Consider the following 17987-nt stretch of genomic DNA (forward strand, 5'->3'; position numbering starts at 1 on the left):
GTTTACCGTATGCAACATACCATTCTGCTCTGCGGCGGCTCCGGGCAGCGGCTGTGGCCTCTCTCCGGAGAGATCCGGTCCAAAATGTTTCTTAATCTGCTCCCTGCACCGGACGGAGGCACAGAATCTATGCTCAGCCGGGTATGCCGCCAGCTCACGGAGGCAGGACTGGGCGAGTCTGCCCTGTTCGTGACACATAAGGATCAGCAGGCTCTTGTCCGGCGCTACACCGGCAGCACCTATCCAGTCATCGGGGAGCCCTATAAACGCGGCACTTTTACGGCAGCCGCACTTGGAGTGCTCCATTTATGTTCGACAGGAAAAGCACAGCCGGAGGACACGATATGCGTGGCTCCGGCTGATATGTTTGCGGACGATGATTTCTTCCAGTTATTCCACCGTTTTGCCGGCGTGCTGACAGCTTCCGGCGCCGAGCTTGCCTTACTTGGGACAAGGCCCGCCTATCCGTCTGACCAGTATGGTTATATTGTCCCCGGGATAGGCGGTTCCACAGGCTGCGACCCGGTGCTTTCTTTTGCAGAAAAGCCCGGCAGCAGCCGGGCGGAAGAGCTGATCCGTAAGCATGCTCTCTGGAACTGCGGAGTATTTGCTTTCCGGGTAAGCTTTATGCTGTCCCAGCTGGCGCAGATGGGCCTGCCGGTTGAATACGATGCTTTTGCCAGCCTGTATTCCGGCCTGCCGGTACGCAGCTTCGACAAAGAGATTGCCGAACGCAGCAGCCGGGCTGTAGTCCTGAGGCATGAGGGGGAATGGAGCGATCTCGGAAGCTGGGCTGCCCTGACAGCGGAGCTGGACCGGATGGTTACCGGACATGGCGGCATTTGGGGAGAATCGCAGAATACTGTAATCGTCAACGAATTAGACATTCCGCTGTATGTGATTGGCGTACCCGGCATTATTGCCGCTGCAAGTCCGGAAGGCATTCTGATTGCCGGCATCCATGAGGCTAATGCAATTAAAACGGTTCTGCAGGAGCATTCAGCCGCACCCAGGTACGGGGAGACCGGCTGGGGCAGCTACACCGTACTTGATCAGGCATCCAGCGGTGCGGACCGGATACTGACAGTTAAGCTGTGTATCCTGCCGGATCACGAGCTGACTGAAGCTGCCGGTCTGCATTCCGGTAAGCACTGGAGGATTGTCTCCGGGCATGGCTTGCTCCAGCAGAACGGAATGCTTATGGCGGTAACAGCAGGAGATTTAATCGCGTTCGGCCGCGATGAGCAGCATGGAATCAGAGCTGCAGCCGCTATGGAAATTATCGAAATCCGGACGCTTGGTGAAGCTGACAGCGGTCTAATCTATACCTCCTGATGACGGCCACTGGGCTGTCCATCCTGTGATGGGAACCGGCGGCAGGCGCCGCCGTTATACTGCCTCTTCGCGCAGATCATGCTCCATGAACAGAATGTCCCGCTTCATTTCCTTCATACCCTGGCGGGATATTCTGCCGCTCTCGAACATCGCCTGCAGGCTGTCGCGCTCCAGCTGAATACCAATCCGCGCAAGCTCCCGGATCGACTCGTCATAATCTTCACGGCTGCCGGAATAGGCTTCGCCCCGCGTCAGCCGCAGCAGCATCCGTTCATACTGCAGGATGAACGAGCTGACCGTCTCGATATCCGGCCCGTCCTCCAGCAGCGGCCCTTTCAGTTGCTCAAGCACATAGGTAACGTTGCGGATTCTCAGCCGGCTGAGCTCGGCGCGTCGTTCTCGTCTGCTGAGCCGTGCCTGCTGCAGAATACCGACCACCTCATCCCAATGCTTGACGGGGAACAGCTCCCGTTTATACCGGGCATCGCGCGTATGCATGAACAGCAGTCGGTTAATCCGGTTCAAATATCTGTAGCCGGTATAAGGGTCTACCTCCTTGATCTCAAGCACCTGCAGCGTGTTCTCCCGTTCCCATTTCATCACCTGCAGGCCCAGGGAGCGCTGTATTTCATCCTTTCGGTCACTCTTGCGGAGCATACGGATTCTTGAAGTATACGTATTAATAATCTGGACGGAGGCCAGCCGGTTCTGCTCCGTGGACAGATCATTCAGCCCGGCGACTACACTTCGCAGAATCTCTATTTTAGCCTGCGTTTCCTCTTCCTCCTGCGCCGTCGCTGCCTCTGCCCCGAGAAGCAGCGGCAGCAGGTAATTGGAGGCCAATAATGTCCACAAGATAACGCCGGATGCCAGGAAAATGATCAGATCCCTGGACGGAAAGGCCGTGCCGTCATCCAGAAAAAAAGGCAGGGACAATGTACTTGCGAGTGTAATGGTGCCCCGTACACCGGAGAGTGCGAGAATCAGTGCAGTTCTGAATCTGCTTGCACGCGGGCTGCGGCCTGCTCCTTCGTCTCCGGGCACCTTCATCAGCAGCACCCAGATCAGCCGAAGGCCGAGTACAGCTAATGTAAGAAGCAGCGTATACAGAATCACCCTCACATTGCCGATTTCCGGGCTGTTCCATACGGTTTGAATAATCTCCGGCAGCTGTGTACCGAGCAGCAGGAAGACCAGGCCGTTCAGCACAAAGATGATAACTGACCAGGTGCTTTTGGAAACTACACGCAGCTTGGCGACTTCGGGATTCATTTTTTTATAATTAAAGGAATGGGCAATCCCGGCGGCAACTACAGCCAGGATACCGTTGACCCCCAGCTCCTCTGCCGCCAGAAAGATCAGAAAAGGTGTCAGAATCTCAATCAGCATATGGAGGGTAACATTCTCCATCCCCAGCCTGCGCAGCCATTTGACTACACCGTATTTGATCAGCGTGAGCAGCAGTCCGAGCACCACGCCGCCGAGTGAAATGGCGAGGAAGCTTAGCCCGGCGGACCGGAATGAGAACATTCCCGTAACCATCGCGGCAGCCGCAAACTGGAAGGAAACCAGGCCCGATGCATCATTAATCAGCGATTCCCCCTCCAGAAGCTGCATCGTACGGTGGGGAATCTTCACCTTCTGCTCCAGCGCTCCTACCGCTACTGCATCTGTCGGCGCCAAAGCCGCCGCCAGGGCAAAGGCTGCAGCCAGCGGGATAACCGGCAGCAGCCAGTTCACGAAGTAACCGACAATGCCGACCGTTACAAAGACAAGCCCAAGCGCCAGCAGAAGAATCGGCTTCCGCAGACTCCAGAGCGCTTCCTTATCGGCATGCCGACCGTCATTGAACAGCAACGGAGCAATGAAGAGCAGCAGGAACAGCTCCGGATTCAGCGTTAATTCGAAATGCAAAGGCAGCAGCGTAATCGCCACCCCCAGCGCAATCTGGATAATCGGCACAGAGACCGACGGTATAAACCGGTTCACCAGATTAGATACGGCAAGCGCCGCCAGCATCAGCAATATGTATTCAAACAATTCCAAAAGCTCTCTACCTCCGTCTTATTAGTCAAGCTTAGTGTAAACAAACAATGCAAACAGAATGTAAACAGGCTGTTTATTTTTTATCGGTATTGCTGCCGTTAGATTAAGTGGATTTTCGCCATCTAATCCTCTGTCCTCCACTTTAATTTATAGATTAGTTGGAAAAAGCGCACCTAAAACCATCGTATCCCACCAAAGCGACTGTAACACTATGATTAGGTTGCTTTTCTCCACCTATATGTTGTAAGGAGCCTAATTTATTGAAATTAGGTACCTAAAATCCACTTATTTCCCTTATGAAACGGTAGCTAATTCAAAATAATGACTCCTCTCCAGCACTTGTCGTTTGACCAGCTCTGAAAAGGAGTCATTATGCGGCGTTGCGTCCGCTTTGCTCTGCAATTGTACGACTGACAGCCATGCACAGCTCAAAATGCTGTTACAGCGGCTGCGTTGGCGGAACCTCCGGCGGTACAGCTGGCGGGATTTCCGGATGTTCACGGGGAACCACCTCTGGCGGAATATCGGCTGGCTTCGGCTCCGGTATCCGCTCCGGGTCAACCTCGGGAACAATCTGCGGGGGAAGCTCGGGCGGCAGATCTTTATTCATGGCCTCACACCTCCTTCATTCCTGTTACCCCATAATACCCGGCAGGGCTTTTTTTAAACGGTATCCGGGCAGGAGCAGCTCTATTGAATTGCCGGTTGTCTCCGGCTCTGCCAGATGGTAAGCTGAAACGCAGAGATGTATACAAAGGAGCCTCCGACCAGTCATGTGGATTAATCTGTAACGGTTAACATTGCCTATGCCTGCCCGAAAACAGTATTTATGCTGTTCTATTCGGCTTGCCCGCATCTAATCCTACACTTAATCCGAATGGAGGAATCTGAGTATGACACCCAAATTAATTCTAATTGAAGGCCTGCCCGGCTCAGGTAAAACAACAACCGCTGCACTGGTCCAGGAGCTGCTGAAGGAAAAGAATATCAGTGCCCGGCTATTTCTTGAAGGAAATTTGGATCACCCTGCTGACTATGACGGGGTTTCCTGTTTTGAGGAGCATGAATTTGCAGAGCTGCAGAGCTGCTTTTATAAATATAAAGATTTCTTGAATGATCATATCATCCGCCAGGATGGCCGCTGCTTTCTGGAATACCGCAAGCTCCAACAGAAGGCTGGGACGGAATTCCCGGATGAGCTGCTGAAGGCTATTGTCCAAAAAGATATTTATGAGATTCCGCTCGATGACAATAGAAAGCTCATTACTGAAAAGTGGAGGAAATTCGCTGCTGAGGCTGCGGATGGACAGGACACCTATATTTTTGACTGCTGCTTCATCCAGAATCCCGTAACGGCGGGAATGATTAAATATGGCGCTGACAGGGAGACTGTCACTAGCTACGTAACAGAGCTCGCTGCCATTATAGAGCCGCTTCAGCCGCTGCTGATCTACGTTACACAGAATGATATTGACCGCTCCTTTAAGAAGGCTGTCCGGGAACGCCCGATCGAATGGTCACAGGGATTCTTTGAGTATTATACAAACCAGGGATACGGTGCGCGGCACCAGTATTCGGGTATAGAAGGAACGCTCCAGGTACTGAAAGCACGCCAACAGCTGGAAGCTGAAATTTACAGCAGCCTGACCATCGCCAAGCATAAGGCGGATAATTCTGCTTTTGACAATGAAGGTTATAGACAGAGGGTTTCGGAGATTCTGAATGTATTCTTTAACACGGCACATCAGCCTGACTAATCCGGCAAATCCGCTTTACTGCAAGGACAAAGATTAAGGGTTCTCCCTTCATCTCTGTCCTTTTTTGTTGGCAAACTCCAGACATTGCGTTATTCTAGTATGCAAAACATTTTAACGGAGGAGGGTTCAGATGCGGTACTGGCGGTCGATGCGTTTTCGGATCGTATTCGGATTTCTCCTCATTGTGGCTCCGCTTGTGCTGTTCCTGATGTACAACAATCTATACGCCGCCCGCATTGTACGCGCCCAGCTTTCGGCTAATTACGGCAGTCTGATCCGCACTGAGGTCAATGCCAATGATGCGCTGCTGAAAAGCACCTATAATTTTCTCATCCAGCTCGGCACCGCCAATGATTCCGAAATGCTCTCCCTCAAAACACTGCCTGTCAGCGACCCGGAGTATACACTCGCCAAGGTACGGCTGTATAACCGTTTTTTGATTGATACGAATTACTACAAGATGGTGGACACCTTCTTCGTCTATCTGACCAAGGAAAGCAGCTACCCGCTATATTCTACACAGAACATTAACAAATCCAATGCCCTGAATCTGCTGCTCAGCTCCTATTCCGCTGAATTTATCGCGAACGAGCCGCTGCAGAGTGACCGCTGGGAGACTGTAACGATGCAGGACGGTGATTCCTATCTGATCAAGGCTATTGACATCGGCTTCGGGATGCTTGATGGCGCGCTTGTCCGGACAGACACCTTGAACCAGACGCTCGCCGCGCTTGATGTCGGCCCTGAGGGCTCCGTTTTTATTATGGACGGCGGAGGTGGCCTGCTCTCCTCCATTCAGCTTCCGGACAGACTGGACAGCGACTTCCGCACAGCCGTGCTGCATATGAAGTCCGGCGCCGATACCCTCCAGTGGAAGAACAGGAATTATCTTGTGCTTACGGAAGCATCGCAATATTCGGACATCCTGTACGTGGTCGTTACCCCGGAGTCCTACATTCTCAAGAATCTGCCCCTGCTGCAAAAAATGCTTTATTACTGGGTCCCTCTGCTCTCCGTCATGGCCCTTTGCGGTTATCTCCTGTATCTGCAGCGCTTTTTGTTCCGTCCTTTAACCGGTCTGATCGGCGGAATGCGAAAGCTCGGCTACGGGATGCTTGATGTGCGGCTGCCTGCACAGGCTGCCGACACCAGGGAATTTTCGCTGATGACAACCACCTTTAACGAAATGGCCCGGCAGATTGAAGCGCTCAAAATTGATATCTATGAAGAGCAGCTGCGGGTGCAGAAAGCCGAATACAAACATCTTCAAATGCAGATCAACCCTCACTTTTACATGAATACACTCAACATTATTTATAACATGGCTGCACTCAGGGACTATGCGTCGGTACAGAAAATGTCGCTGCATCTGGCTGATTACTTCCGTTTTCTGATGCATGGCGACAGGACGACCGTTCCGCTGGAGAGTGAGCTGGCCCACATCCGCCATTATCTGGAGATTCAGAAGCTCCGTTATGTGGACATGCTGGATTATGAGATCAACATGCCGCCGGGGCACCTGAAGCTGAATATTTCACCGCTGCTGCTGCAGCCCTTTGTGGAAAATGCCATTGTGCACGGCTTGACCCGCAGGCAGCAGGATGGCACGCCCTTCCGTGTACTGATATGCTCCGAGGATGCTGCCGATGCTCCGGCTCCGTACATCCGGGTTCTCATCTCTGATAACGGTCCGGGCTTTCCCCCCGCGCTGCTTGAAGCACTGGATAGCGGAATCTTCGCGGATGGCATGGGTGAGAGACACCTTGGCATCTGGAATGTGCTGCGCCGGTACCGGATTATGTACGGGGAGCAGGCGGGCCTTCTGTTCCGCAACAGCCCAGAAGGCGGCGCTGTCGTTGAGGTCCTGCTGCCGTTTCAGCAGCAGGGTACCTTTCAGGAGATGCATACCGGGATAACACAACAGGAAACGGAGGACAACGGCGATGGTACAGATGCTGGTAGTCGATGATGAAATCTATGCACTCAAAGGGATTACCCAGGGCATTGACTGGAGCGGTCTGCCGCTCTCTGCCATCCTTGAAGCCGGCAGTGTCACAGCGGCGAAGCAAGTGATGGAGCAGCAGCAGGTTGATCTGGTCATCTCCGACATTGAGATGCCGGGGGCAGGCGGCCTTGAGCTGCTGCGCTGGATTCATGATCGTTTCCCTCACACGCTGGTGATATTCCTGACCGGCCATGCCCGGTTTGAATACGCCCGTGATGCACTTCAGCTGGGCTGCTTCGATTACGCGCTCAAGCCGATTGATCACGGACTGCTTAAGGAAATTGTCAGCCGCGCCCTGACAGAGATAGCTGAACAGCGCATCCGCCAGTCCTTCAGCAAGCTGCTGGAGGAGCAGCAGCTTCAGTGGAACAAGCAGCTCCCCGTTCTGGTTGAGCGCTTCTGGCAGGATCTGCTGGCCGGGCGTATCCCTTATCAGCCGGAACGGCTAAACCGCCAGTTTGCACTGTATAACATTCCGTTGACTGCAGACCATTATGTCCTGCCTGTACTGCTGAGTATCGAGCACTGGAAGGAAGATATGAGCGCCCAGGAGGAGACGATCATGGAGTATGCCCTCCGCAAGGAGGCAGCGCAGAGTATTATCGGAACCTTGGGCGGAGTCGTGTTTCAGGACAGTCATGAACTGAACCTGATTCTGCTCTACTGCACTAATGATCAGCTTCCGGACCGCGAGGCGCTGCTTGAGCGCTGCCGCAGGTTCATAGCCGCTTCCGGGAAATTCCACTGCCAGGCCTCCTGCTATGTCGGGGCGCCGGCTCCGGTAGAGGAGCTGGCCGAGGCCATCGGCAGCCTGCTGCAGGCCGAGAGGACCAATATTTCCTCCCCGCAGTCGGTTATAGATGCGGCCGAAACCGGCAGCACGGGAGCTCCAGGTGAATTCGGCATAGTGCCGAGTCCCGGTGAATGGGCCGAGCTGCTTGAACAGGGCAGGCAGGAGGAGCTGGTCCCGCTGCTTGAGCTGACGGTGAAGAAGCTGCAGGAGGAATCGGCCAGCCGGGAGACACTGGAGCAAATCTACTACGGGCTGCTGCACCTGTTCTACCAGACAGCCCGCCGCAAGGGTCTGTCCATCTACGATCTGGCCGGCATACAGGAGCTTAACGATCCGCTGGCTACCCGCTCGCCCCAGCATTTGCTGCAATGGGCGGTACGGCTAGTATCTAAGACTGCAGACGCCTTCCCGGGTATAACGCGGAGCGCTTCACCGGTTATTGCCAAAGCCCATCAGTATATCCAGGATCATCTGCAGAAGGATTTAAGCCGGGATGAAATTGCCGAGCTGGTAGGCCGTAATCCGGCTTACTTGTCACGCCTCTTCCGCAAGGAGACAGGCATGTCACTGTCAGAATATATTACACAACAGCGTATTGAACGGGCAAAACAGCTGCTGGTAGAATCAACTGACAAGATCAGCAGCATTGCTGAAGGTCTCGGCTATGTTCATTTCTCTTATTTTGCCAAGCTGTTCCGTAAGCTCACCGGATTAACGCCGCAGGATTACAGGCGGCTCCACCGCCAGCCTTAACCTGCATCTAACGCCAGCTATCAGCCGCATTGAGCCACGTTCCTTTCCTGTAAGGACCGCTGCTTTATGCGGCTTTTTTGCGTTTTTTCATTTCATCACATACATGTTTCATTAAATGTAATGTATTTTTCCGCAAAAGTCACATATTTGCTATTCATGTCATCTGAGTAGATAGAATGATCATCCTGATGTCTCTATAATGAAGCCAACAGAGAAGCATCCTGATTGTGAAAGGAACGTGAGAACAATGAACCAATCTGTCGAGGCTGCCCCGCTTCCTCTCCCCGCTGACGGTAAAATCCGCCGCAGGCAGAATGTCGGACACTTGCGGAAATTCGGCGCCTTTTATCTGATGATGACACCCGCCCTGATCTTCCTGCTGATCAACAATTACCTGCCCATGCTAGGCTCCGTCATTGCCTTCAAGAGCGTCAACTACCAGACTGGCGTGTTCCAGAGCCCCTGGATCGGCTGGAAAAACTTCAGCTTCCTGTTCAGCACAAGCGATGCCTGGAATATCACCAAGAACACAATCATTTACAATGCTGTATTCATCCTCCTGAATCTGATCATCGGCGTGGCCCTCGCGCTATTATTTAATTCCATGCGCAGCCGCAAGCTTGCCAAGTTTCATCAGACGATGATGTTCCTGCCGTACTTTCTTTCCTGGATCATCGTCACTTATCTTGTCTACGGTTTTCTCAACCCTGAAATCGGGCTGCTTAACAAGTCGGTCCTGCCGGCGCTTGGCATCGGGCAATCTTTCGACTGGTACTCGGATCCGAAATATTGGCCGTATATTCTGCCGATCGTGAATACCTGGAAGGGCATTGGCTACTATGCCGTATTCTATCTGGCGGCGATTATCGGAATTGACAAGGAATATTATGAGGCGGCCACAATTGACGGTGCCTCCAAATGGCGCCAGATCCAGTCCATCACCCTGCCGCTGATCCGTCCGGTCGTGATTGTGCTGACCATGCTGCAGATCGGCCGTATTTTCTACTCCGACTTTGGACTGTTCTATCAGGTGACCCGCAATGCGGGCGCGCTGTACGATACGACGCTTGTTATCGACACCTATGTGTATCAGGGCCTTATCGTTACGGGTGATTTCGGAATGTCTTCTGCCGCAGGCTTGTACCAGGCGGTTGTCGGCTTCATTCTTGTCTTCGTCAGCAACCTGATTATCCGCAGAATCAGCCGGGAGGACGCGTTGTACTAAACCAGCGGAACGCTAAATACACAGAACAGGAGGCTACCTCATATGGGAACTCTCACAGCAAAGAACCCTAACCGCAATCGCAAGCCTGTTGACAAGGCACCCTCGGTGACTGATATATCCAAACCGGCAAATACCCTGATCAACATTTTCTTCTGGATCTATTCCGCCATCTGTATCATCCCCTTCGTGCTCGTGCTCGTTGTTTCTTTTACGGATGAAAAAACAGTGCTCCTGAACGGCTACAGCCTGTTCCCCAGGAAGCTGAGCCTGTCCGCCTACGATTTCCTGCTGAATGACTGGTCCAGTATTGTCCGTTCCTACGGCATCTCTATTTTCGTCACAATCATCGGCACCATCCTTTCCATTGTTATTATGGCGCTGTTCGCTTACCCGATTTCCCGGCGGGACTTCAAGCAGCGCGGCATTTTCTCCTTCATCATGGTGTTTACCATCCTGTTCAACGCCGGCCTTGTACCGTTCTACATGATGTACACCCAGTACCTGCATATGCAAAATACGCTGGCCGTTCTTATCATTCCTTATCTGGTTCAAGGCTTCTTCGTACTCGTGATGCGGACGTTCTTCACCAATTCAGTGCCGACCGAGCTGATTGAATCCGGTAAAATCGACGGCGCCGGCGAATGGCGGATCTTCGCCCAGATCGTCATGCCGCTCTCGCTGCCGGTGCTCGCCAGCGTAGGCCTGCTGTGTACACTGAACTACTGGAATGACTGGTATCTGAGCATGCTGTTCATAAACGACGATACCCACATCAATATCCAGTACCGGATGTACAAGGCGCTGCAGGATATGCAGTTCCTAAGCTCCAACTCCACCGCCTATGCGGCGATTATGCGGCAAAATCCGAATTATCAGCTGCCAAGCGAAACGGTCCGGATGGCTATGGCGGTTGTCGGCATCGGCCCGATTATTTTCGCTTACCCGTTCTTCCAGCGCTTCTTCATCGAAGGATTGACTGTCGGCGCCGTAAAAGGATAAACCCCGTGAGCATTCCGGGATAGAAAGAGCTGTATCCGGTATCCGCCGGTTGCATATAGCTGCACATACCGTTATTAAGGGGAGGCCAACCACTATGACAATGGTTAACATGAACAAAAACCGCTCCAAACGTGCATGGACACCCGTGACCGCTGTGCTGATGATGTCGATGCTGCTTGCCGCATGCGGCGGCAATAATGCAGGCAACTCAGCAGCAGGCTCTTCCGGCAGCTCTGCTGCATCAGAACTAAAGCCCTATGAAGTGAAATTACTGTGGGAAGGCCCTGCGCAGAAGGATGTGCTGGCCATCGAAGCTAAAATCAACGAATACCTGCAGCCTAAAATCAATGCCACTGTCAAAATCAGCACACTCGACTGGGGACAATATGACGAAAAGATGCCGCTTCTGATTGCCAGCCGTGAACCGATGGATATTGTATTTACAGCCCAGTGGAACGGTTATGCCAACAATGTCTCCAAAGGCGCATTTATCCCGCTGAATAATCCGGACGGCACATATGGTGATCTGATCGGGGAGTATGGACAGGATATCACCAGCTCGCTCGATACGGCCTTTCTCGAAGGCTCCTCCGTCGGGGGCAAGATCTACGGAATTCCGACGAATAAAGAAATGGCCGCCCAGGGCGGAGTATTATACCGCAGCGATATTGCCGAGGAGCTTGGCCTAACCGAGCAGCTGAACAATGCCAAAACCGTGGCTGACCTTGAGCCGATTCTCCAGACTGTCAAGGAGAAGAAAGGCGCCGGCTTCACCCCGCTGTTCATGTCAAAAACCTCCAACTTCAATACCCACTACATGGCGCAGCTTGATTTTCTGGGGGATGATACAATTGACGGCGCGGTGCGGAAGGACGGCGAGGATACAACTGTCATCAGCCGTTTCGAAGATGAGGATTATATGGCCCAAATCGGGCTGACACGCAAATTTTTTGAAGCCGGCCTGATCAATAAAGATGCGGCAACAACCTCGGTCGGCGATCCGCTGAGCAGCGGCAATGTGTTCATGGCTATCGCTTCGCTCAAGCCGGGCTGGGCTGACGAATACGCTATTTCTGTAGGGCTTGAAGGTAAGATCAAACAGCTGGAGCTGGGACCGGCCACCGTATCCACCAGCGAAACAGCAGGTGCGATGCTGGCAATCTCCTCAACCTCCGAAGATCCTGCCCGGGCCATGATGGTCATCAACCTGCTGCATTCCGACAAGTACCTGATTAACCTGATCAACTTCGGCATCGAAGGAGAGCATTATACGAAGGTGTCCGATAACGTAATTAAGTCCGGCCCGAAATCCGCTGATTACAATCCGGGTGTGGCCTGGGAGCTTGGCAACCAGTTCCTGAACTATACCTTCGAATCGGAAAATCCGGATAAATGGGAGCAGACCAAAGCGTTCAACGCAAGCGCCCATCAATCCCCTGCCCTCGGGTTCATCTTCAATGTAGAGCCGGTCAAATCGCAGGCGGCAATCCTGATCAACATCTCGAAGCAGTATGCTGCTGCGCTGGAGACAGGTTCTATCGATCCGGCAAAAGCACAGGAATGGTATGATAAGGAGAAGAAGAACGGGCTTGAGGATATTCTGGCTGAGAAGCAGAAGCAGCTTGATGCCTTCCTGGCGGATAAATAACCGATCTTTTCCTGAAGCTTAAAAACAGAGGTATGTTAAAAACCACAAGACAGCGGCCGGTTACAATCGCCGGGCTGTCTTGTGGTTTTTACTTGTAGCTGAAATTTCAGATAAACCCCATCCCCGCCAGCTTGGAGATCCGGTCAGGATGGTACAGCGCAAGCCCCGTCTTCATCCTTCGGAACCCTTGCTCTTCATACCAGCCGACCGTGTCCGGATGCGTATAGAGCACAACATTGCAGCCTGCCGTCTCTTCAAGGATCAGTGCGATAATCTTTTTTCCAAGCCCCTGGTGATGGTAGGCTTCGTCTACAGCAATATTATACACCGCCGCCTGCGAGATCCCGTCCGAGAGTGCCCTTCCACAGCCGATTAGCTGACCCCCGTCGAAGACAAATACATTCACTGCACTATTCACAAAGGCCCTCTCGGTCTGTTCCGGTGTACAGTCTGTTAAGCCAAAGCCGTTCAGCAGGCGGGTGACCTGTGTCCAGTCGATATTAGTCCTGTCTTTCCGGTAGGTGTACGTCATCGCAGTCCCTCTTTATCAAATGGTAAATTCCGGTTCCTGATCACGGTAATAGTTAGCGAGAAACTGCCGGGTCCGCTCCGATTTCGGATGCGAAAATACTTCCTCCGGCGTTCCGTCCTCCACTATCACCCCTTGATCCAGAAACAGTACCCGGGTAGCTACTTTGCGGACAAAGCTCATTTCGTGGGAGACCAGCAGCATTGTATTTCCTTCCTCCGCCGCCTTCCTAATCGTATCCAGCACCTCACCGACAAGCTCGGGATCAAGCGCCGAGGTCGGTTCATCGAACAGCAGAATCTTCGGCTGCATGGCCAGCGCCCTCGCAATACCGACACGCTGCTGCTGCCCGCCGGACAGCTGTTTGGGATAATGATGCATCCGGTCCGCCAGGCCAACTCTCGCCAGGTGCAGTTCAGCCGTCCTCCGCGCTTCCTCCTTAGGAATTTTGCGGACAACAAGCAGCCCCTCCATCACATTCTCCAGCGCCGTCTTCTGCCGGAACAGATTGAATTGCTGAAAGACCATCGCCGTACTTTTACGCAGCGCCAGAATATCCGACTTGCTTTTTTTGGCAAAATCGACCTGTAGCTTATCCACTCTGATCGTCCCCTCATCCGGCACCTCCAGCAGATTGACGGACCGCAGCAGCGTAGATTTGCCGGCGCCGGAAGAGCCGATTATGGCGACTACATCCCCTTTTTGAATGCTAAGATCGATATGATCCAGGACCTTATGCTGATGAAAAGATTTCGTTAACCCGCGGATCTCAATCAAGGATCACATCCCCCTTACGTTTGCGGAGGCTTTTAAAATCAATATCCAGCCGCTTCTCAAGCAGCGCTATCGCCTGCTCAATAATAATCGTCAAGCCCCAGTAGATCAGGGCCAGCGAGCAGTAGGATTCGAAGAACCGCAGGTTATTCCCGGCCAGTATCCTCGACTGTGCAGTAATTTCCACCACGGAGCAGACAAAGGCGAGCGAGGTCCCCTTCATCAGGCCGATCAAGGCATTGCCGAGCGTAGGAAGGGCCACGATAAATGCCTCTGGCAGAATAATCCGTCTCAGCACCTGCGGGTACGTCATGCCCAGTGAATGTGCGGCTTCGATCTGTCCTTTGTCCACAGACTGCAGGGCAGCCCGGATAAATTCAGAGCTGTAGGCCGCCTCGTTCAGTGAGAGGGCAAGCAGCACATAGAAGATCGAGGGAATGGAATTCACGTTATAGCCGGTTTCATGATAATAATTGTAGTATTTCAAAATAAGCGGAATCCCGGCATAGGACAGATACAGCTGGACCAGAATCGGCGTTCCCCGGATAAAAGAAATGAACACTGCGCTCAGCTGGTACAGCATGGGAATTTTTTTCATCTTAATGAGTGCCAGCAGCAGCCCCAGAAGGAGCCCCGCCAGCATGGAAACGGCCGTAAGCTGAAGGGTAACCGGCAGATAAACCAGCAGCTTCGGTATGAGGGTAAAGACCAGCTCAACATCAAAGATATTTGGCATCGCGCTGTCCCGTTATTGCACTTCAGGGGCAAAATCGCCGTTCAGATACGCTTCACTAAGCTTCGAAACCGTACCGTCCTCAATCAGCGCCTTGATCCGTCCGTTAACATCCTGCAGCAGCTGGTCACTGTTCCCGCCCTTGCTGAGAATAAGGTAGCTGTAAGGAACCCCGATCCGGTCAGTATCCTCCTGGGAGAGCGGAATCGCCTTCAGCTTCAGTCCGAACTCCTTAATGTACAGCTGCAGCATCGCCGCATCGATCAGGTTGAAGTCACTCACACCGCTCTCCACATTCTGCAGAGTCACGGCCATTTCAGCATCAGTGTACTTCAGATTAACCGGCGTCTTGGCGGTTGACTTGTTATAGTTCTCCAGGGCAACGGTATAGTTTACACTCGGGCTGACCTCGGTAGTTTTCCCTTCCAGATCGGCAAAGGAATTAATATCCCCGCGGTCCTCCGCAACGGCAATCACGAACTGGTTTTTGAAAATCGGATCGGAGTAATTATACTTCTCCCTTCTCTCCGCATTGCTGGCAAAGTTATTCGCGCCGATCTGATAACGGTCGGAGTCCAGGCCGGCGAAGATGGACGGAAATTCGGTTTTTTCCAGCTTCACTTCATATTGCGGCAGTCCTTCAAAAATCGCTTTGACAACCTGAATATCATATCCGTCAAGCTCGTTCTTGTCATTCACATAGGAGAACGGTTTAGGTGCGCCGCCTGTCGCAATATTAACTGTAATTTTCCCGTTGTTTGCCGAAGATTTGTCCGCAGCTGCTCCTGAATTAGCCGCCGCCCCGGAATTTGTGTTATTTCCGCAGGCCACAATCGCTGCCAGCAGCACTGCCGCCGTAATTCCTAGTCCAAGCTTTCTCCATGTCTTCATCTGTATAATCCCCCTAATGATCTGTTATTTTAGTTTGAATTTCTGCTCCGGGTCACTGCTGAGCTCTTGTCTGGTATGCGGCTGCGACCACAGGCCCTCATAATCAATCTGATCCCAGAAGCGTGTATTATAGTCTATGAAAATCACTGATTTATCGCCGTTTGCTTTTGCCAAGTCCCGCAGATAGGTATTGTTCTTGAACGCCGGGATTGCGTACAGGTCACGCGCATACCCCCAGATGTTCTTGAAGTCGACTATGCGGCCCCGCAGCGGACCGAGATTCCTGAAATAGTAGGTATCGAACCGGGCCAGTGTGACAAACAGACGCACATCGGAGTCAGTGACATAATCGCCGAATAAAAAGCGGCTGTCCGCCAGACGTTCCTCTATCAGATCCAGCGCGGCATACAAATGCTCAAAAGCATCGTTGTAAGCTTCAATGGACTGGGCAAACATCGCCTTGTAGACTCCGTTGTTCACATTGTCGAACAGATAATCATTGTACTTATCGATGTCCGCTCTCAGCTCCTCCGGATATAAATCCGGGGCGCCTGCCTTATGAAACGGGGCAAATTCATGCTCCAGATAATTAGTCAGCCAGACGTAGTCGTTATTGACCACCTTGCCCGTGGCTACATCAATTACAGCCGGAACGGTTGGTCTGCCCTTATACTCCGGGTCGGCTTTGGCATACAGTTCACTGAGGAACTGCACGCCCAGCACCGGGTCCTTCTGGCCTTCGTCATACACAAACTCCCAGCCCAGATTCTGCTCATGCTTGCCGCGGCCCACCAGATTAATGCTAATCGCATCCTCTAGACCAAGCAGCTCTCTGACAATGGAGGCCCGGTTCGACCAGTGGCAGCCCTTGGCCCAGATCAGGCGGTAGCGTCCTGCAACGGCCGGCAGCTTGCCCTCCCCTTCGCCGAAGGGGGTGGTGAAATGATTATTTTGCCGCACAAAATAGCCCTGCTCATTAATCTCATGCTCGGTCTCCTTGGGACGGACACGCACGTTGTTAGTAGTCATTGAATATTCCTCCTTAGTTCAATTTAGGGTTTGTTTAGCCAAATACCCTGTCTCTGTTATGCGGCTGGTTCCAGACCGACACATCCGGGCCTTTGGCCAGCAGCTGATTCGGATTGTCTGCATGATTGCCCAGCTGGTAGCCTCTTTTGATAGAGTCAAAGTCTGTTGTATCCCCGAAGCCGGGGGTTTGATAGAGATCCTTTGCATAGTTCCAGATGTTCGGGAAATCTATGATCCGGTTACGGTTCGTTCGGAAGACGGAATAATAGGCAGCATCAAAACGTACCAGGGTGACGTAGAAACGGACATCGGAATCGGTGATCGAGCTGCCGAACAGATACCGCTGCCCCGACAGTCTCTCTTCCAGCTGATCCAGTCTGGCAAATAACACATCATAGGCCTGCTCGTAGGCTGCCTGGGAATGGGCAAAACCGGCCTTGTATACCCCGTTGTTAACCTCATGGAACAGGAGGTCATTGAACTCGTCGATTCTTGCGCGCAGCTCTTCCGGATAAAGGTCAGGCGCACCCTCCTTATGAAAAGGCTTGAAGGCTGTTTCAAAATAGTTCGTCAGCCGGAAATAGTCGTTGTTCACAACCTTTCCCGTAATTACATCGGCCACCGTTGGTACTGTTGCCCGCCCGTTGTAATGCGGATCGGTCGCTGCATAAATCTCCGGCAGATAACGGATGCCCAGCACAGGATCTACACCGCCTTCGTCTAGCGAGAATTCCCAGCCGTTCTCCGTGCGCACCGGACTGGCAGTGCCCAGACTGATCACGTTCTGCAAGCCCAGCAGCTCACGGACAATGACCGCACGGTGTGCCCAGGGGCAGATTTTTGCCCATAATAGGCGGTATCGTCCCGCTTCGACGGGCAGCTCGCCCGGCTGATCGCCAAAAGGGGTGGCAAAACGGTTCTTTTGACGGTTAAACGCTCCGTCTTTGGTAATCTCATGTGCGTTCTCATGGTTCACAACCCGGGTATTCAGGACGGTTTTCTCTTGCGGCATAGGTTCCTACCTCTTTTCAGTGAAGTATTTTTTCAGTATAGACAACCGGGATAGAGGATGATTTCAGCTCGATATCAGGCCTTGCCGTATATCCCAGGCTTTCATAAAAGCCCAAGGCCCGCTGCTGGCTCGTAATCACAATTTTGTGTATGCCCAGCTCGCTGATCCAGCGCTCCGCCGCCTCAATAAGAATCCGGCCGTAGCCCTTGTGCTGGTATTCAGGAATGACACCGACTCTTTCAATTTTGGCGTACGCCTCATGTGCCAGATTGATACGCGCTGTAGCAACCGCCGTCTCATTCTCCTCCAGTAACAGATAGTAATACTGCACGCCGTACGTTTCATCAAACTCCAAATGCCTGGGTATCCCTTGCTCTTGCACAAAGGTTTTATTCCTGACCTCATAGACACCGGCCAATTGCCAGACTGTATCTACTCTGTATATTGCCGTCATCCCT

At 52.6% G+C, this 17987-nt stretch carries 16 protein-coding genes; 7 read left to right on the forward strand and 9 right to left on the reverse strand.

The annotated features are described in order from the left end of the window. Window positions 1-9 precede the first annotated feature (9 nt). A complete protein-coding gene (locus tag R70331_RS21530; RefSeq protein ID WP_042178944.1) occupies window positions 10-1335 on the forward strand; it encodes a sugar phosphate nucleotidyltransferase in 1326 nt (441 codons plus the stop codon). A gap of 54 nt (window positions 1336-1389) precedes the next feature. Here the strand turns inward: R70331_RS21530 and R70331_RS21535 are convergent, their stop codons facing one another. Next, the gene (locus R70331_RS21535; protein WP_042178947.1) at window positions 1390-3381 is read right to left on the reverse strand and encodes a Na+/H+ antiporter; all 1992 of its coding nucleotides are present in this window, start codon (window positions 3379-3381) and stop codon (window positions 1390-1392) included. Between the two features lie 439 nt (window positions 3382-3820). Further along, window positions 3821-3991, reverse strand: coding sequence for a hypothetical protein (locus R70331_RS31910; RefSeq protein ID WP_167336649.1), 171 nt, complete (start codon window positions 3989-3991; stop codon window positions 3821-3823). 283 nt (window positions 3992-4274) lie between these two features. Here R70331_RS31910 and R70331_RS21540 point away from each other — a divergent pair, with 283 nt between their 5' ends. The 6 genes from R70331_RS21540 (at window position 4275) to R70331_RS21565 (ending at window position 12561) form a co-directional block, all read left to right on the forward strand. After that, window positions 4275-5138, forward strand: coding sequence for a P-loop NTPase family protein (locus R70331_RS21540; RefSeq protein WP_042178949.1), 864 nt, complete (start codon window positions 4275-4277; stop codon window positions 5136-5138). 130 nt (window positions 5139-5268) lie between these two features. Further along, window positions 5269-7107 (forward strand): sensor histidine kinase, encoded by a 1839-nt coding sequence (locus R70331_RS30640; protein WP_052419153.1) that lies wholly within the window; start codon window positions 5269-5271, stop codon window positions 7105-7107. After that, the gene (locus R70331_RS21550; RefSeq protein ID WP_042178951.1) at window positions 7082-8689 is read left to right on the forward strand and encodes a helix-turn-helix domain-containing protein; all 1608 of its coding nucleotides are present in this window, start codon (window positions 7082-7084) and stop codon (window positions 8687-8689) included. The genes R70331_RS30640 and R70331_RS21550 overlap by 26 nt, the downstream gene beginning before the upstream one ends. Before the next feature lie 247 nt (window positions 8690-8936). After that, the gene (locus R70331_RS21555) at window positions 8937-9914 is read left to right on the forward strand and encodes an ABC transporter permease (RefSeq protein ID WP_042178954.1); all 978 of its coding nucleotides are present in this window, start codon (window positions 8937-8939) and stop codon (window positions 9912-9914) included. 42 nt (window positions 9915-9956) lie between these two features. Continuing rightward, window positions 9957-10913: a carbohydrate ABC transporter permease gene (locus R70331_RS21560; protein WP_042178956.1), complete on the forward strand. Its 957-nt coding sequence runs from the start codon at window positions 9957-9959 to the stop codon at window positions 10911-10913. A gap of 94 nt (window positions 10914-11007) precedes the next feature. After that, window positions 11008-12561: an ABC transporter substrate-binding protein gene (locus R70331_RS21565; RefSeq protein ID WP_231576329.1), complete on the forward strand. Its 1554-nt coding sequence runs from the start codon at window positions 11008-11010 to the stop codon at window positions 12559-12561. 106 nt (window positions 12562-12667) lie between these two features. Here the strand turns inward: R70331_RS21565 and R70331_RS21570 are convergent, their stop codons facing one another. Genes R70331_RS21570 through R70331_RS21600 form a run of 7 tightly spaced genes read right to left on the reverse strand, consistent with a single transcriptional unit; the run spans window position 12668 to window position 17983 of the window. Continuing rightward, on the reverse strand, window positions 12668-13093 hold the full coding sequence (locus tag R70331_RS21570) for a GNAT family N-acetyltransferase (protein WP_042178959.1): 426 nt from the start codon (window positions 13091-13093) through the stop codon (window positions 12668-12670). A 15-nt stretch (window positions 13094-13108) separates the two neighbouring features. Then, window positions 13109-13867: an amino acid ABC transporter ATP-binding protein gene (locus R70331_RS21575; protein WP_042178961.1), complete on the reverse strand. Its 759-nt coding sequence runs from the start codon at window positions 13865-13867 to the stop codon at window positions 13109-13111. Continuing rightward, window positions 13860-14600, reverse strand: coding sequence for an amino acid ABC transporter permease (locus R70331_RS21580; RefSeq protein WP_042178963.1), 741 nt, complete (start codon window positions 14598-14600; stop codon window positions 13860-13862). Before R70331_RS21580 ends, R70331_RS21575 begins: the two co-directional genes overlap by 8 nt. A gap of 12 nt (window positions 14601-14612) precedes the next feature. Then, window positions 14613-15488 carry a transporter substrate-binding domain-containing protein gene (locus R70331_RS21585; protein WP_197071356.1) on the reverse strand — a complete coding sequence of 292 codons (876 nt, stop codon included), beginning with the start codon at window positions 15486-15488 and terminating at the stop codon, window positions 14613-14615. Window positions 15489-15512: 24 nt separating this feature from the next. Beyond that, window positions 15513-16517, reverse strand: coding sequence for a glutathione S-transferase C-terminal domain-containing protein (locus R70331_RS21590; RefSeq protein ID WP_042178967.1), 1005 nt, complete (start codon window positions 16515-16517; stop codon window positions 15513-15515). Between the two features lie 34 nt (window positions 16518-16551). Continuing rightward, window positions 16552-17529: a glutathione S-transferase family protein gene (locus R70331_RS21595; protein ID WP_042178970.1), complete on the reverse strand. Its 978-nt coding sequence runs from the start codon at window positions 17527-17529 to the stop codon at window positions 16552-16554. A gap of 16 nt (window positions 17530-17545) precedes the next feature. After that, window positions 17546-17983, reverse strand: coding sequence for a GNAT family N-acetyltransferase (locus tag R70331_RS21600; protein WP_042178972.1), 438 nt, complete (start codon window positions 17981-17983; stop codon window positions 17546-17548). Between the last annotated feature and the right edge of the window lie 4 nt (window positions 17984-17987).

This window comes from Paenibacillus sp. FSL R7-0331, from assembly GCF_000758645.1.
Taxonomy (GTDB): Bacteria; Bacillota; Bacilli; order Paenibacillales; family Paenibacillaceae; genus Paenibacillus_AQ; species Paenibacillus_AQ camerounensis.

Bases quoted from the DNA above. Each gene is read 5' to 3' on its own strand.
- R70331_RS21555 (WP_042178954.1), top strand. From the start codon at position 8,937: ATGAACCAATCTGTCGAGGCTGCCCCGCTTCCTCTCCCCGCTGACGGT.
- R70331_RS21530 (WP_042178944.1), top strand. From the start codon at position 10: ATGCAACATACCATTCTGCTCTGCGGCGGCTCCGGGCAGCGGCTGTGG.
- R70331_RS21565 (WP_231576329.1), top strand. From the start codon at position 11,008: ATGACAATGGTTAACATGAACAAAAACCGCTCCAAACGTGCATGGACA.
- R70331_RS21550 (WP_042178951.1), top strand. From the start codon at position 7,082: ATGGTACAGATGCTGGTAGTCGATGATGAAATCTATGCACTCAAAGGG.
- R70331_RS21590 (WP_042178967.1), bottom strand. From the start codon at position 16,517: ATGACTACTAACAACGTGCGTGTCCGTCCCAAGGAGACCGAGCATGAG.
- R70331_RS31910 (WP_167336649.1), bottom strand. From the start codon at position 3,991: ATGAATAAAGATCTGCCGCCCGAGCTTCCCCCGCAGATTGTTCCCGAG.
- R70331_RS21600 (WP_042178972.1), bottom strand. From the start codon at position 17,983: ATGACGGCAATATACAGAGTAGATACAGTCTGGCAATTGGCCGGTGTC.
- R70331_RS30640 (WP_052419153.1), top strand. From the start codon at position 5,269: ATGCGGTACTGGCGGTCGATGCGTTTTCGGATCGTATTCGGATTTCTC.
- R70331_RS21580 (WP_042178963.1), bottom strand. From the start codon at position 14,600: ATGCCAAATATCTTTGATGTTGAGCTGGTCTTTACCCTCATACCGAAG.
- R70331_RS21540 (WP_042178949.1), top strand. From the start codon at position 4,275: ATGACACCCAAATTAATTCTAATTGAAGGCCTGCCCGGCTCAGGTAAA.
- R70331_RS21560 (WP_042178956.1), top strand. From the start codon at position 9,957: ATGGGAACTCTCACAGCAAAGAACCCTAACCGCAATCGCAAGCCTGTT.
- R70331_RS21595 (WP_042178970.1), bottom strand. From the start codon at position 17,529: ATGCCGCAAGAGAAAACCGTCCTGAATACCCGGGTTGTGAACCATGAG.
- R70331_RS21585 (WP_197071356.1), bottom strand. From the start codon at position 15,488: ATGAAGACATGGAGAAAGCTTGGACTAGGAATTACGGCGGCAGTGCTG.
- R70331_RS21570 (WP_042178959.1), bottom strand. From the start codon at position 13,093: ATGACGTACACCTACCGGAAAGACAGGACTAATATCGACTGGACACAG.